Annotated in this window: 9 protein-coding genes; 6 read left to right on the top strand and 3 right to left on the bottom strand. The window is 73.8% G+C overall.

The window, feature by feature from the left end; genetic code table 11:
* Positions 1–527: 527 nt before the first annotated feature.
* Positions 528–4574, top strand: coding sequence for an ABC transporter ATP-binding protein (locus ACH5AR_RS33280; protein ID WP_396305263.1), 4047 nt, complete (start codon positions 528–530; stop codon positions 4572–4574).
* Between the two features lie 68 nt (positions 4575–4642).
* Here the strand turns inward: ACH5AR_RS33280 and ACH5AR_RS33275 are convergent, their stop codons facing one another.
* On the bottom strand, positions 4643–5638 hold the full coding sequence (locus ACH5AR_RS33275; protein ID WP_396305262.1) for an ATP-grasp domain-containing protein: 996 nt from the start codon (positions 5636–5638) through the stop codon (positions 4643–4645).
* Between the two features lie 124 nt (positions 5639–5762).
* Between ACH5AR_RS33275 and ACH5AR_RS33270 the strand changes: the two genes are divergently transcribed.
* On the top strand, positions 5763–6317 hold the full coding sequence (locus tag ACH5AR_RS33270) for an NUDIX hydrolase (protein WP_396305261.1): 555 nt from the start codon (positions 5763–5765) through the stop codon (positions 6315–6317).
* A gap of 13 nt (positions 6318–6330) precedes the next feature.
* On the opposite strand, the gene ACH5AR_RS33265 is transcribed toward ACH5AR_RS33270, so the two are convergent.
* Positions 6331–7509: a hypothetical protein gene (locus tag ACH5AR_RS33265; protein ID WP_396305260.1), complete on the bottom strand. Its 1179-nt coding sequence runs from the start codon at positions 7507–7509 to the stop codon at positions 6331–6333.
* 293 nt (positions 7510–7802) lie between these two features.
* Positions 7803–8909, bottom strand: a complete 1107-nt coding sequence (locus tag ACH5AR_RS33260) for an ABC transporter substrate-binding protein (RefSeq protein ID WP_396305259.1) — start codon at positions 8907–8909, stop codon at positions 7803–7805.
* Positions 8910–9234: 325 nt separating this feature from the next.
* On the opposite strand from ACH5AR_RS33260, the gene ACH5AR_RS33255 reads away from it, so the two are divergent.
* The 4 genes from ACH5AR_RS33255 (at position 9235) to ACH5AR_RS33240 (ending at position 13961) form a co-directional block, all read left to right on the top strand.
* Positions 9235–10809, top strand: a complete 1575-nt coding sequence (locus ACH5AR_RS33255) for an APC family permease (RefSeq protein ID WP_396305284.1) — start codon at positions 9235–9237, stop codon at positions 10807–10809.
* Positions 10810–11024: 215 nt separating this feature from the next.
* A complete protein-coding gene (gene trpS, locus ACH5AR_RS33250; RefSeq protein WP_396305283.1) occupies positions 11025–12068 on the top strand; it encodes a tryptophan--tRNA ligase in 1044 nt (347 codons plus the stop codon).
* A 126-nt stretch (positions 12069–12194) separates the two neighbouring features.
* Positions 12195–13151: an LD-carboxypeptidase gene (locus tag ACH5AR_RS33245; RefSeq protein WP_396305258.1), complete on the top strand. Its 957-nt coding sequence runs from the start codon at positions 12195–12197 to the stop codon at positions 13149–13151.
* A 135-nt stretch (positions 13152–13286) separates the two neighbouring features.
* On the top strand, positions 13287–13961 hold the full coding sequence (locus ACH5AR_RS33240) for a nucleoside/nucleotide kinase family protein (protein WP_396305257.1): 675 nt from the start codon (positions 13287–13289) through the stop codon (positions 13959–13961).
* The last annotated feature ends 373 nt before the right edge of the window (positions 13962–14334 follow it).

Here is a 14334-nt window from a genome sequence, read left to right as displayed (position 1 = left end):
ACAGCGACCGCCCAGACAACGACCGCGCGGGCAACGACCGCGCGGGCAACGGCCGAGAGTCCGACGGCCGCGGACGAGGCATCCCCGGAGTCGGTGGCCGTGAACCCGGCCGCCCTGTCCGTCGACGGTCCGGCATCCGCGGAAGCCTGAGCCGGACAGCCGGACAGCCGGACAGCCGGACAGCCGGACAGCCGGACAGCCGGACGGCCGGACGGCCGGGGGCTCGCAGGCTCCGCAGGCTGGCGGCCCAGGGTGCCCCCTGTGCCAGGCCGCCCCGGGGCCTAGTCCCAAAGGACGGCGCCGAAGCCCACCCCCGGCCGCTGGGCGCCACGCGTCCCGTCGGCGATCCTGGAGCTGACCCGGGGGGGGGATGGGCCGTACGGGTGGTAGCCGGGAATCACTGCAGGCCACCGACTGTTGGCCAGTCCGCCGGACCGGACGATCCGGGTCGCCCGGGCCCGTCCCGAACCCGCCCGGATCGGAAACGCCGTGGCGACCACCCGACGAAATGGTTAGCATCCCTAAATATGCCTGAGACTCACGGATCCACGGTGGAGCAATCTCCGAGCGGCCCCCCGGGCCCCGGCCCGACCCAGGCGGCCCCCGGCGACAGCGGGCAGGCTGCCGTCGGGACGACCGGGCCGGCCGGCTGGCTGCGCCGCCTGGTCGGTTACAGCTGGCGGTCCCGCCGCAGCCTGCTGCTCGCCTTCGGGGCCTCGCTCCTCGGCATGGCCGTCACCGCGCTGGTGCCGCTGGTCACCAAGCTGATCATCGACGACGTCATCGTCGCCCACACCCGTTCGCTGGCCCCCTGGGCGGTGGTGCTGCTGCTCGCGGCCCTCGTGGTCTTCGGCTGCACCCAGGTCCGCCGCTACTACGGCGGCCAGCTCGCCCTGGACGTCCAGCACGACCTGCGCAGCGACCTGTTCCGCTCGCTCGGCCGGCTCGACGGCCACCGCCAGGACCGGCTGGACACCGGCCAGGTGGTCGGGCGCGCGACCTCCGACCTCCAGCTCGTCAACGGCCTGCTCTCGATGCTGCCGATGATGACCGGCTACCTGCTGATGTTCGTCATGTCGCTGGTCGTGATGGTCTGGCTGTCCCCGCCGCTCACCCTGATCGCCCTGGTCATGGCCCCTGCGCTGTGGTGGGTCTCGGCGTTCAGCCGCAAGCGCCTCTTCCCCGCCACCTGGGCGGCCCAGCAGGAGGCGGCCGCCGTCGCGGGGGTGGTGGACGGCGCCATCGGCGGTGTCCGCGTGGTCAAGGGCTTCGGCCAGGAGGCACAGGAGCTCGACAAGCTGGAGGCGGCCTCCCGCAACCTCTTCGCGGCCCGGCTCCGCTCGATCCGGCTCAACGCCCGCTACAACCCGGCGATGCAGGCGATCCCGGCGCTCGCCCAGGTCGGCGTCCTGGCCTTCGGCGGCTGGCTGGCCGTCGACGGGCGGGTCACCCTCGGGACCTTCGTCGCCTTCTCCACCTACGTCGCCCAGATGACCGGCCCGGTGCGGATGCTGACCATGGTCATCACCGTCGGCCAGCAGGCCCGGGCCGGGGTCGAGCGCGTCCTGCAGCTGATCGACGAGCGCCCGCTGGTGCAGGAGCGCCCGGGCGCCCTCACGCTGGACCTCGCCCGCACCCCGGACCCGGCCCCCGACGGGAGCGCGGGCAGCACCCAGGAGAACGGCACCCCGGTCGGCACTCCGGTCGGTACGCCCGCCGACACCCGGGCCGGAGCCCCGGCCGGCCCGCGGACCCCCGTCGGCCCGCGGACCCCCGACGTCGCCCTGGAGTTCGACCAGGTCGAGTTCCGCTACGACCCCGAGCACCCGGCCCCCGTCCTGCACGGCCTCAGCCTGAAGCTGGCCCCGGGCGAGACCCTCGCCCTGGTCGGCGCCTCCGGCTCCGGCAAGTCGACGGTGGCCCAACTGGTGCCCCGCTTCTACGACCCGGCCGCCGGCACCGTCCGCCTCTACGGTCACGACCTGCGCGACCTCACCCTGGACTCGGTCCGTGCGACGGTCGGCATCGTCCCCGAGGAGAGCTTCCTGTTCTCCGAGTCGGTCCGCACCAACATCGCCTACGGCCGCCCGGACGCGACGGACGAGCAGGTGGTCGCCGCCGCCCGCGCCGCGCAGGCCGACGAGTTCGTGCGGGCGCTGCCGGACGGGTACGAGACCAAGGTCGGCGAGCAGGGCCTCACGCTCTCCGGCGGCCAGCGCCAGCGCATCGCCCTGGCCCGGGCGATCCTCACCGACCCCCGGATCCTGCTGCTGGACGACGCCACCTCGGCGGTGGACCCGCAGATCGAGGCGGAGATCCACGACGCGCTGCGCTCGGTGATGACCGGCCGCACGACGCTGCTGATCGCCCACCGCCGCTCGACCCTCCAACTCGCCGACCGGATCGCCGTCCTGGAGCGCGGCCGACTGCTGGACCTCGGCACGCACGAGGAACTCGAAGCCCGATGTCCCCAGTACCGGGCCCTGATCACCGACCCCGAGGCCGGTCACACCGGCCGACAGGCCACCCCCGGAACGGCAGCCTCCCGAGCGGAGGCCCCCGCAGCCGCCCCCGTACCGGCCGCCCCCGTACCGGTCGCCCCCGCACCGACGGCCGCCCCCGAGCCCGCTTTCGCGGCGGCGCCCGGCCGGACGGCGAGCGGCGGAGCCAAGGCCACCCCCGCCCTGGCCACCCCCGCCCTGGCCAAGGCCGCCGGCACCGCCGAGCCCGACCTCCTGGACAAGGTCGCGGCGCTCCCGCCCGCCACCGACACCCCGGCCGTCCCCCGTGCCGAGGCCGAGGCCGGCGACCCCGACTTCACCCTGCGCCGCCTGCTGCGCCCCTTCCGCGTCCCGCTGCTGGTCGCCCTCCTGCTCGTCGCCCTGGACGCGGCGGCCGGACTGGTACTGCCGGTGCTGATCCGGCACGGCATCGACGAGGGCGTCCGCAAGGGCCTGATGTCCGGCGTCGCGGTGGCCTCGCTCACCGCCCTGGTGGTGGTCCTGCTGGACTGGGCGGTGCAGGGCGCGGAGAACCGGGTCAGCGGCCGTACCGGCGAGCGCGTCCTCTACACGCTCCGGCTCAAGATCTTCGCCCACCTCAACCGGCTCGGCCTGGACTACTACGAGCGCGAGCTGACCGGCCGGATCATGACCCGGATGACCACCGACCTGGACTCGCTGACCTCCTTCCTCCAGACCGGCATGGTCACCGCCGTGGTCAGCCTGCTGACCTTCGCCGGGATCTTCGCGGCCCTGCTGGTCATCGACGCGGGCCTGGCCCTGGTGGTCTTCGCGGTCCTGCCGCTGCTGGTGATCGCCACGCTGGTGTTCCGCAAGAAGTCCAAGGACCAGTACGAGCGCTCCCGCGACCTGATCAGCGCCGTCAACGCCGACCTCCAGGAGAACGTGGCCGGCATGCGGATCGTCCAGGCCTTCCGCCGCCTGGACACCAACACCGACCGCTTCGTGGCCCGCGGCATCGCCTACCGCGAGGCGAGGGTCCGGGCCCAGCTGTACATCTCGCTGTACTTCCCGTTCGTCCAGTTCCTCTCCAGCGTGGCCGCGGCGCTGGTGCTGATCGTCGGTGCGGCCCGGGTCGACGCCGGGACGCTGACGGTCGGTGCGCTGGTCGCGTACCTGCTCTACATCGACCTGTTCTTCGCGCCGGTCAACCAGCTGTCCCAGGTGTTCGACGGCTACCAGCAGGCCTCGGTGGGCCTCGGCCGGATCCGGGAGCTGCTGCGCACCCCGACCACGACCGCCGAGGCGGCCGACCCGGTGCCGGTGGCGAAGGGCCTGCGCGGGGAGATCTCCTTCGAGGGGGTCGGCTTCGCCTACAACGGCGGCGCGGACGGCGCCCCGACCGTGCTGAGCGGCGTGGACCTGCACATCCCGGCCGGGCAGACGGTGGCGCTGGTCGGTGAGACGGGTGCCGGGAAGTCCACGCTGGTGAAGCTGGTCGCCCGGTTCTACGACGCGACCGAGGGCACCGTCCGGGTGGACGGGGTCGACCTCACCCGCTACGACCTGGCGCAGTACCGCCACCGCCTGGGCGTGGTGCCGCAGGAGGCGTACCTCTTCGCGGGCACGGTCCGCGAGGCGATCGCCTACGGCCGGCCGGAGGCCTCGGCGGCCGAGGTGGAGGCGGCGGCCCGGGCGGTCGGCGCCCACGACATGATCGTCCGGCTCCCGGGAGGCTACGAACACGAGGTGGCCGGCCGCGGGCGCAACCTCTCGGCGGGCCAGCGCCAGCTGATCGCGCTGGCCAGGGCCGAGCTGGTCGACCCGGACATCCTGCTGCTCGACGAGGCCACGGCGGCGCTCGACCTCGCCACCGAGGCGGCGGTCAACCAGGCCGCGGACCGGCTCAGCGGCGGTCGGACCACCCTGGTCATCGCCCACCGGCTGACCACCGCCGAGCGCGCCGACCGGGTGGTCGTGCTGGACCACGGCCGGGTGGTCGAGGACGGCACCCACGCCGAACTCCTCGCCCGCGGCGGCACCTACAGCCGGCTCTGGCAGGCCTTCGTCGCCGACGGCCACCCGGCGGCCGAGGCCGTCGCCGCCGGATAGGTCCGCGCCCCGCCGGGAGAGCGCCCGGCACCCCGAGCCGCCCCGACGGTCCCGCAGGCGCGGGGCCGTCAGGCGGCGATCAGCGCGGCCAGCAGCCCCGAGGCGTCGATCCCGCGCGGCAGGTCGCTCACCTGCCCGTCCCCGACCTCGACCACCCGCCAGCCGGAGCCGTCCGCCCGGCTGGCGAGGTCGGTGGTGACGAAGCGGCAGCCGAGCCGGCGGACCAGCGCCGGGACGTCGGCGAGGTCGGGCTCGACGGCCCGGCGCGGGGCGTCCGGGTGCGGTCCGACCAGGACGGGCCGACCGTCCAGCCACCACACCCGGGCCTCCGCGGCCCGCCCGCCCCCGTCGGCCCCGCCGGCCGCGCCGTCCGTACCTCCCGCGCCGCCCGTACCTCCCGCGCCGTCCGTACCGCCCGGGCCGCCCGTACCTCCCGGGCCCTCCACCGGGACGCCCGCGCCCTCGAACTCCTCGTACTGCCGCAGCACCACGCCACCCGCGAGGAACTCGCCCTGGAGTTCGACGAACCGGTCCACCACCCGGCCGACGGCCGCCAGGTCGGCCAACTCTGGTACGTAGCAGGCCTCGTACCACTCGTGTTTGCGCGACTTCACGTAGTCCTTGACGATCGCCGGCCCCTGCCCGCCGAGCCTGGCCGCGGCCTCCGCCAGCTCCGCCGGTCCGGGGGCCACCGCTGCGTCGGAGGGGATCCACGCACTGGCCGGGGTCGCTCCCTCGAACACGTCGTACCAGCCGGGCAGTTCGTGCGCGGCCGCGTAGCCGGGCGGGCTGGTCAGCAGGGTGCCGCCGCGGGCGGCGAGCGCCGCGGCGAAGTCGGCGTACCGGGCGGAGGGCAGCATCCAACCCCGGTACCAGAGCGGGCCGCTGCCCTGCGGCACCCGCCGGACGGCCTCCTCGGCCCGCCCGGCGAGCAGCTCGTCGTGGTCGACCAGGTGGTGCTCGCCGCCCAACTCCCGCAGCGTCCTGGCCTCCCACGCGAAGTGCGGGTCGGGTCGGCGCGGGTGGAGCGGATCGGACGGGAAGATGATCGCGGGTACGGGCATGGCCGTCAGGGTACGGCGGACCGGACGGCCCCGCGGCCGCCACGACGAGCCGGCCGGCGCGAGCACCCGACCGGAGTGCCGAAACCGCTCGACGGTCCCCGGCGGCCGCTGCGAGAGTGTCCCGATGCGACATCTGCTGCGCTCCCGCACCCGCAGGCCGAGGCAGGCGGCCCGCACGGTGGTCCTGGACGGGAACGGTTCGGTCTTCCTGCTCCGTTCGGACAACGACGAGGTCGGCGTTCACTGGACCATGCCGGGCGGCGGACTGGAACCGGGCGAGACCCCGTGGGACGGCGCCCGGCGCGAGCTGTGGGAGGAGACGGGCTGGAGCGACCTCGAACCCGGCCCGCTGCTCTGCACCTGGGAGCACGACTTCACCTGGCACGGCACGCCGGTCCGCCAGCACGAGCACATCTACCTCACCACCGGCCCGCACCGGGGCCCGGTCGGCGACGTCAGCGCGGTGCACGCCGTCGACCGGATCCTGGACTGGCGCTGGTGGACCGCGGCCGACCTCGCCGACGAGCACGCCGACGCGCTCTGGCCGCCCGCACTGCCGGAACTGCTGGCCGCGGTCCGCACGGGCTGGGCCGTGGACGGCCGGCCGCCGGAGCCCGTCGACCTCGGATACGTCCCGAACACCCCGGCTCCCGGGCGCCCCCGCCCGTCGGGAGTCTGACGCCAGACCCCGGCTAGGCGCGGGCGCCCCGCCGGGGGCGCCCGGCCGGAGCGGGCTCCCAGCCGTGCAGTTCCAGCTCCCGGTCGTGCAGCGCGGCGGGGTTCATCAACACCGTCAACCGGGCGCCGGCCAGCTGCTCGACGCCGAGTCCGGTCGCCGACAGCAGCTGTTCGGTCGGGACCGAGACGGCGATGGCGGGCCGCCAGGAGGGCAGCACCACCAGACAGGTGCCACGGCCGACCCGGATCGGCTGGGCCGTCACGCGGACCGGGGCGCGCTCCTCCGGGCGGCCGAGGGCCTCGGCAGGCCCGGGGCTGCCGCCGATCAGGATGCCGAGCGGAGGTTCGGCCCGTGGGTCCCCTGCGGCCGAGCCGGTCGCGGAGCCGGTCGCGGAGCCGGGCGCGTCGACGGCGGCGTCGACGGAGGCGGAGGCGGGGATGGCGGTGGGGGCAGCGGCAGCCGGGCCGCCGGCGACGGGCGCGACGGCTCCGGACGACGGCGCCTGCGCCCCCGGCCCCGCCCCCGCCGTACCGGCACGTCCGTCCGTCCACCCGGTGGCACCCGGCAGGGCCGTCCCGGTCGGGCCGGGCGCGGCCGTCTCCCGTGCGGTCGCCCCCTGCCCCGTCTGAGCGGCCTGCGGGTGCATCCGGCGCAGTCGTCGCGAGGGCGACGGCCGTCGGGAGCCGAGGATCCGCGGCTCCTCGCGTAGCGCACGCTGCACCGGTACGGAGCGGCCGGCGCCCGACGGCGGATCGGCGGGCCCGGAGCGGACGAGCCCGTCCTGGTGCTCCGCTTCCTCCGCGTCCAGGCCGAGCAGGGCCCGCACCTCGGCGACCGGTCGGCGGCACGCGTCCGCCAGCTCGGCGACGGAGCGGCCCTCGGCGTGTGCGGCGCGCAGCCGGCCGGCGAGTGCCGCCCTCAGCCGCGCGGTGGTCGGGTCGTCCCCGGTCGGGGCGGACGGCGCCGGCGCGTCGTACCGGCTGCGCGGCTGCGGCACCGAGTCCGGGCGCACCGTCGGCTCCGGGGCACCGGGTACGGCCGCCCCGGGCTCGACGGCGGTCGCGATCGAGCACACCGGGGCGGTGGCCGTCCCGAGCAGGTCGGCCAGGGCGGGCGGGGGTGAGGATCCGGCGCTGTCCCGGGGCGGCCCGGGTAGGGACGGGTCGGTTGCGGCGGGGTGGAGCGAAGTCATCTGCGGGCCCTTCGGGAAACGGTCCCGACGATCCTCCCGCACCACGCGATCAGCTCCAAGCGTCGAACCCGGCGGTGTGCGCGACACCACCGTGACACCACCGCGGGACCGTCACGGGACCGTCGCGGAATCACCCGCGGATCACCCGCGGATCACCCGCGGATCACCCGCGGACCGCCCAAGGCGGCGCCGGGCGAACACTGTTGCCCACGGCCGGAACGCTGCCGTGTGCCGCCCGCCGCGGGGCCGTCGCCGGCCGTCGCCGCCTGTCCCTCCGGCCCCGCCGGGTGGGATCAACTGCCGGGCGCGACGAAGCCCTTGAGGTCGGCAAGCACCGCGTTCGCGGCCATCACGCCGAGCCCGAGGAACCAGGTCTCGTCCGAAACCGGCCGGGCCTGACTGGACTTGACCGCACCGAGCGTCTTCCAGAGCGCGCCGCCCAGCACCGCGTCCTGGTTGGTCGAGCTGGGGCTGCCGTACACGCCGTAGAAGATCCAGTCGGCGTCCGCCTTGTCGATCTGCTCCGGGCTGACCTCGACCGCGAGCTCCTGGACCTGCTCGATCGCGGGCTGCGGCAGCGGCACGTCGGTGAGGATGGTGCCGATGAACGAGAGCTGGGCGTAGAGGCGGGTGCGGCCCGGCATGAAGCGCAGCGGCGTGATGGTGGGCCGCTTGTCGCCGAGCTTGGCGCCGATCGCCGTGGCGGCCGCCTGGTACGCGTCGAGCTGGGCCTTCGCCTCCGCCTCCAGGCCGAAGGCGCTCGCGTTGAGCAGGAAGTTCTGCTTCCAGGGGTAGCCCGGGCGCAGCGAGAAGACGGTCGGCGCGATCTTCGACAGCTGCGCGTACTGGTCCTGGGCGCGCAGCTGGCTGCCGAGGATCAGGTCCGGCTTGAGCGCGGCGATGGCCTCCAAGTTGAGGCTGTTGATGGTGCCGACGGCGGCGGGGCTGCCGGCCTTGTCCTTGAGGTAGGACGGCAGGGACTTGGAGCCGTCGGTGTACACGACGCCGACCGGCTGGATGCCGAGGGCGACGACGTTGTCGAGCTCGCCGGTGTCGAGCACCACGACCCGGGTGGGCCTGGCGGGGAGCACGGTCTCGCCCATCGCGTGCCGGAGGGTGCGAGGGTAGACGCCGGGGGCGGCGTCGGTGCCGAAGCCCTTCATCTTCTCGATCACGCTGGCGTAGTCGTCGCCGCCCTGCTTGACCGACTTCTGGTTTGGGGAGGAGCCACCGCCGGCCGGGGTCGCGCCGCCGCTACCGCCCGCGCCGCCGGAGCTGCCGCAGGCGGTGAGCAGCCCGCCGAGGCCGAGGACCGCGCCGCCGGCGATCCCCGCGGAGAGGAACCGGCGGCGGGTGGCGGTGCGGGGGAAGGGGGCCAGGTCGTCGGAGGTGGGGGGCACGCGACGCTCCTTTCACGATCGATATTAGGTTAGGCAAACCTATCCGATAGGGGAGCGGGTGAGGGTGCGTCCGTTCATGCCAGGTGGGCAAACCAGGTCGAACCTTGGCAAAAGGGAGAAATTTTCTTGGCCCAACTCCTTTGAAACAAAGGTACATGGGGTGAATGGGTCGTAATTACAGCAACCCTGACCGCTGCTGCAGGAACGAATCGAAGCACGTGGTTGAGATCACCAAGGGTTGGTCTACTCAACCTTCCAGGTCCGCATCTAGGGTGCGCTGGTGTTTGATCAGCAGCTCTCAGAGCACACGAGCAGCGGCCGGGCAATGGCGCCCGGCGCTCCGCAGGGTGCCCCGGTCAGTGGCATCAGTGGTGGAGGTCCCGCAGATCAGGGGACCGCTGGGGGAGCGGGGGACAAGGGTCTACGGGGCGGTTCCGTCGGCCTGTTGAGCAGTGTGGTGCTGGGCGTCTCGACGGTCGCCCCGGTCTACTGCCTGACGGCCACACTCGGCCCGACGGTCACCGCGGTCGGCGTCCAGATGCCCGCGGTGTTCCTGGCGGGCTTCCTGCCGATGCTGCTCGTCGCGTTCGCGTACAAGGAGCTGAACAAGGACTTCCCGGACTGCGGCACGTCCTTCACCTGGGGCGTCCGGGCCTTCGGCCCCCGGGTCGGCTGGATGGCCGGCTGGGGCCTGACGGTCGCGACCATCATCGTGCTGTCCAACCTGGCCGGGGTCGCGACCGACTTCCTGTACCTGATGCTCGGGGAGATGACCGGCAGCAGTTGGGTCGCCGAACTGGACCAGAACAAGGCCGTCCACCTGCTCACGGTGGTCCTGCTGATCGCCGGCGCCACCGCGATGAGCTACCGGGGGATGACCGCCACCAAGTGGTTCCAGTACAGCCTGGTCGGCCTCCAGCTGGCCGTGCTGCTGCTCTTCTCCGCCATCGCCGTCGGCAAGGCCGTCTCGGGTGACCTTCCCGACTCGATCGGCTTCTCCTTCTCCTGGCTCAACCCGCTCCAGGTCAGCTCGTTCAGCGCGTTCACGGCCGGGCTGTCGCTGTCGATCTTCATGTACTGGGGCTGGGACACCTGCCTGACCATGAACGAGGAGACGCAGGGCAGCGCCAAGACCCCCGGCCGCGCCGCGATGATCTCCATGGTCACCCTGGTCGGCTCGTACCTGCTGGTCGCGATCGCCTCCCAGATGTTCGCGGGCGTCGGCAGCACCGGCAACGGCCTCGGCAACCCCGCGACCGCCGACAACGTCTTCGCCGCGCTGGCCCGCCCGGTGCTCGGCTCGCCGTGGAGCATCCTGCTCTTCCTGGCCGTCGTCGCCAGCGCCGCCGCCAGCCTCCAGACCACCTTCATCCCGGTGGCCCGCACCCTGCTCGCGATGAGCGCCTACCGCGCGGTGCCGCCGCGCTTCGGCACCGTCCACCCGCGCTTCCGCACTCCCGGCTACGCCACCGTGGCGGCGGGCATCGCCACCGCGGTCTTCTACGTGGGGATGAGCCTGATCAGCGAGAACGTCGTCCAGGACACCATCCTGGCGCTCGGTCTGATGATCTGCTTCTACTACGCGCTGACCGCCTTCGCCTGCGTCTGGTACTTCCGCCGCTCGCTGCGCACCGGTGCCCGCGACCTGCTGCTCAAGGGCATCGCCCCGCTCCTCGGCGGCGTGCTGCTCACCGCGGTCTTCCTCCAGACCCTCACCGACGCCTGGAACCCCGACTACGGCAGCGGTTCGCTCTTCGGCATCGGCTCGGTCTTCGTGATCGGCGTCGGCATCCTGCTGCTCGGCGCCGGGCTGATGACCTGGTACGGGTTCATCCGGCCGGAGTTCTTCCGCGGCGAGACGCTGCGCAAGGACACCCCGGCGCTGGTCGTCGAGGACTGACGCCGCTACTGTGGGCGCATGAAGAGCTTCGTGGGCCTGTGCTGGTGGCCGTCCTAGGACGGCCACCAGCACTCGCCTGAGCAGGGCCGTCCGGGATCGGACGGCCCTGCTGCGTTTCTCCGTAGGACGGGCTCCTCGCCCCGGACGGCCGCCACCGACCGCCCCGAGGAGAGACCTTGAACACCGCCGCTACCACCACCGTCACCGCCACCGCCGTGGCTGACGCCGCACCGACGCCCGTCCCGTCCGCGCCGCTCGACGACCCGACCGCCCACCGCGTGCTCACCGGGGACCGCCCCACCGGACCGCTCCACCTCGGCCACTACTTCGGCACCCTGCGCAACCGGGTCCGGCTCCAGGAGCAGGGCGTCGAGATGTTCGTCGTGGTCGCCGACTACCAGGTCATCACCGACCGCGACCTCGCCGACCGGCTCGCCGAGCACACCGAGGGCCTCGTCCTCGACTACCTCGCCGCCGGCCTCGACCCCGAGCGGGCGACGATCTTCCCGCACAGCGCCGTCCCCGCCCTCAACCAGCTGCTGCTCCCCTTCCTCAGCCTGGTCAGCGTCGCCGAACTGCGCCGCAACCCCACCGTCAAGGACGAGATCGCCCACTCCCGGCAGTCGGCGGTCAGCGGGCTGATGTTCACCTACCCCGTCCACCAGGCCGCCGACATCCTCTTCTGCAAGGCCGACCTGGTCCCGGTCGGCCAGGACCAGCTGCCCCACCTCGAAGTCGCCCGCACCGTCGCCCGCCGCTTCAACGAGCGCTACCCGCAGGCCGACGGCGGTGCCGTCTTCCCCCGTCCGCAGGCCCTGCTCTCCGAAGCCCCGATGCTGCTCGGCACGGACGGCGGCAAGATGAGCAAGAGCCGGGGCAACGGTGTCGCCCTCGGCGCCAGCGAGGACGAGACCGCCCGGATCATCCGCGGCGCCCGGACCGACGCCGACCGCCGGATCGGCTACGACCCCGTCAACCGGCCCGAAGTCTCCAGCCTCGTCCTGCTCGCCGCGCTCTGCCAGGACCGCGCGCCCGAGGCCGTCGCCGAGGAGATCGGCGACGGCGGCGCCGCCGCCCTCAAGCGCACCGTGACCGACTCCGTCAACGAGTTCCTCCGCCCGATGCGCGCCCGCCGCGCCGAGCTCGCCGCCGACCGGGGCCACCTGCGCCAGGTCCTGCGCGACGGCGCCGAGCGGGCCAATGCCGTCGCCGACGCCACCCTCGCCGAAGTGCGGGAGGTGATGGGGGCGGCGATCTGAAGAGCGCTCACGGCGATCGCCCGACATCGGCCGGTCGACACGGGGCATACCGTCAGCGGGCGGTCGCGGCCACGGCACGCGACCGCCCGTACCCCACCCCCCCGCGTCCGAAAGGTGGCCCGGCCCATGGACCGGCACCCGACCACACCCGGCCAGGCGCTGACCCGCCCGCCGCACCTGCGCCCCGGGGACCACATCGCCGTCGTCGCCCCCAGTGGTCCCGTCGACGCCGAACGCCTCGCCGCCGGGTGCGCGATCCTCCGCTCCTGGGGCCTGCGCGTCACGGTCGCCCCGCACGTCCTCGACACCCACCCCTCCCTCGGCTACCTGGCCGGCACCGACGCCGACCGTGCCGCCGACCTCCGGAGCGCGTGGCTCGACCCCACCGTCGACGCCGTCATCTGCGCCCGCGGCGGGTACGGCGTGCACCGCATCGTCGACCTGCTCGACTGGACCGCGATGCGCGCCGCCGCTCCCAAGCCCTTCATCGGTTTCAGCGACGTCAGCTCCCTGCACGAGGCCTTCGCCCGGCGGCTCGGCCTCGCCACCCTGTACGGACCGCTGGCCGCCGGGGCCTCCTTCGTCTCCGACGGCCCGACCGCCGAACACCTGCGCCGCACCCTCTTCGACCCCGCCGCCGTCACCCGGCTCACCTCACCCACCGCGGGGCCGCTCGTCCCCGGCCGGGCCCGTGGCGTCACGGCGGGCGGCTGCCTCCACGTCCTCACCGCCGAGCGCGGCACGCCCGCCGCCCGCCCCTCGTACCAGGGCGCCATCCTGCTGCTGGAGGACGTGAACGAGCACCCCTACCAGCTCGACCGGCTGCTGACCCAGCTCCTGCGCTCCGGCGCCCTCGACGGCGTGGCCGGCCTGGCCCTCGGTTCCTGGGAGGGCTGCGGACGACCCGAACGGGTCCGGGACGTGATGCTCGACCGGCTCGGCGGGCTCGGCGTCCCCGTGCTCGGGGAACTGGGCTTCGGCCACTGCCCCTCCACCCTCACCGTCCCGCTCGGCGTTCCCGCCCAGCTCGACGCCGACGCCGGCACCCTCACCCTGGACCTGCCCGCCCTCGCCGACCGCTGAGCCGGGCCGGCCCCGGGACGGGGGCGTCGGGGGAGCCGGTGACGAGGGGAGCTGGGTGTCGGGGCGCGCTGCGCGTCGGAGCGCGCCGAGTGCCGAGGGAGCCGAGTGCCGGGCGGAGCTGAGTAAGGTGCGGCCATGAACGAGGACCGCCTCACCGCCCTTGCCCTCGGCTTCCTCCGCGGCCTGGGCAGCAACGCCCGCACGATCCTCGGACTTGCCGGCCCGCCCGGCGCCGGCAAGTCCACCCTGGCCCGCCACCTGGTCGCCGAGGTCGAGCGCGCGGAGGGCCCAGGCTCCGCCGCCTACGTCCCGCTCGACGGGTTCCACCTCTCCGGCGCCCAGCTCGACCGCCTCGGCCTGACCCACCGCAAGGGCGCTCCGGCGACCTTCGACGCCCACGGCTACGTCGCCCTGCTGCGCCGCATCGCCGGGGACCGCTTCCAGGACATCTACGTCCCGGACTTCGACCGCGGCCTGGACGAACCCGTCGCCGCCCGCCACGTGGTCCACCCGCACACCCGGCTGGTCGTCACCGAGGGCAACTACCTCGCCTCCGTCGAGACCCCCTGGCCCGATGCCCGTCGACTGCTGCACGAGCTCTGGTACGTGCACACCGACGACGAGCTCCGCGCGGAGCGCCTGCTCCGGCGGCACCGCGACGGCGGGCGCGACGAGGCCACCGCCCGCCGCTGGGTCACCGGCAACGACCACCCCAACGGCGAGTACGTGAAGCCCGGCCGGGCGCTCTGCACCCGCACCGTCCCAGGGACGGATTTGCCTTCGGCACCGGACAGGGGTAGTGTTTTCTAGTCGCTCGACAGGGAGCACCGGACACGCATCTGCGCGGACGGTCCCGGGGCGGCCAATCCCCTGAAACACCACTTCCGGTTCGTGCCGGTCGTTTCGCTTTTCCGCGGCGCGGCCTGGTGCTTATTCGGCGTGCTCGTTTTATCGGATTGCGGCTGGATTCGCTTTTCGGAGCGGGGATCGGCTAGAGTTTGGAACGTCGGACGGGGCGTCAAACCCCGGAAGACACCGGCGAGTTGGATGAACGAAGCCCCGGAAACGGAGCGGAAAACATCTGATAAGCTGGAGACACGAAAGAACGAAGCCCGGAGGGCCTGCCGGAAGGCGGCGCGAAGGAAGCGTCCGTTCCTTGAGAACTCAACAGCGTGCCAAAAGT

The organism is Kitasatospora sp. NPDC018619 (genome assembly GCF_044391605.1).
In the GTDB taxonomy this organism is placed as follows: Bacteria; Actinomycetota; Actinomycetes; order Streptomycetales; family Streptomycetaceae; genus Kitasatospora.
Note: the sequence above shows the minus strand (reverse complement) of the source record. Positions and strands in the feature narration are given on the sequence as shown.

Coding starts and splice junctions, on each gene's coding strand:
- ACH5AR_RS33270 (WP_396305261.1), top strand. CDS start 5,763: ATGCGACATCTGCTGCGCTCCCGCACCCGCAGGCCGAGGCAGGCGGCC.
- ACH5AR_RS33275 (WP_396305262.1), bottom strand. CDS start 5,638: ATGCCCGTACCCGCGATCATCTTCCCGTCCGATCCGCTCCACCCGCGC.
- ACH5AR_RS33255 (WP_396305284.1), top strand. CDS start 9,235: ATGGCGCCCGGCGCTCCGCAGGGTGCCCCGGTCAGTGGCATCAGTGGT.
- ACH5AR_RS33280 (WP_396305263.1), top strand. CDS start 528: ATGCCTGAGACTCACGGATCCACGGTGGAGCAATCTCCGAGCGGCCCC.
- ACH5AR_RS33265 (WP_396305260.1), bottom strand. CDS start 7,509: ATGACTTCGCTCCACCCCGCCGCAACCGACCCGTCCCTACCCGGGCCG.
- ACH5AR_RS33240 (WP_396305257.1), top strand. CDS start 13,287: ATGAACGAGGACCGCCTCACCGCCCTTGCCCTCGGCTTCCTCCGCGGC.
- ACH5AR_RS33245 (WP_396305258.1), top strand. CDS start 12,195: ATGGACCGGCACCCGACCACACCCGGCCAGGCGCTGACCCGCCCGCCG.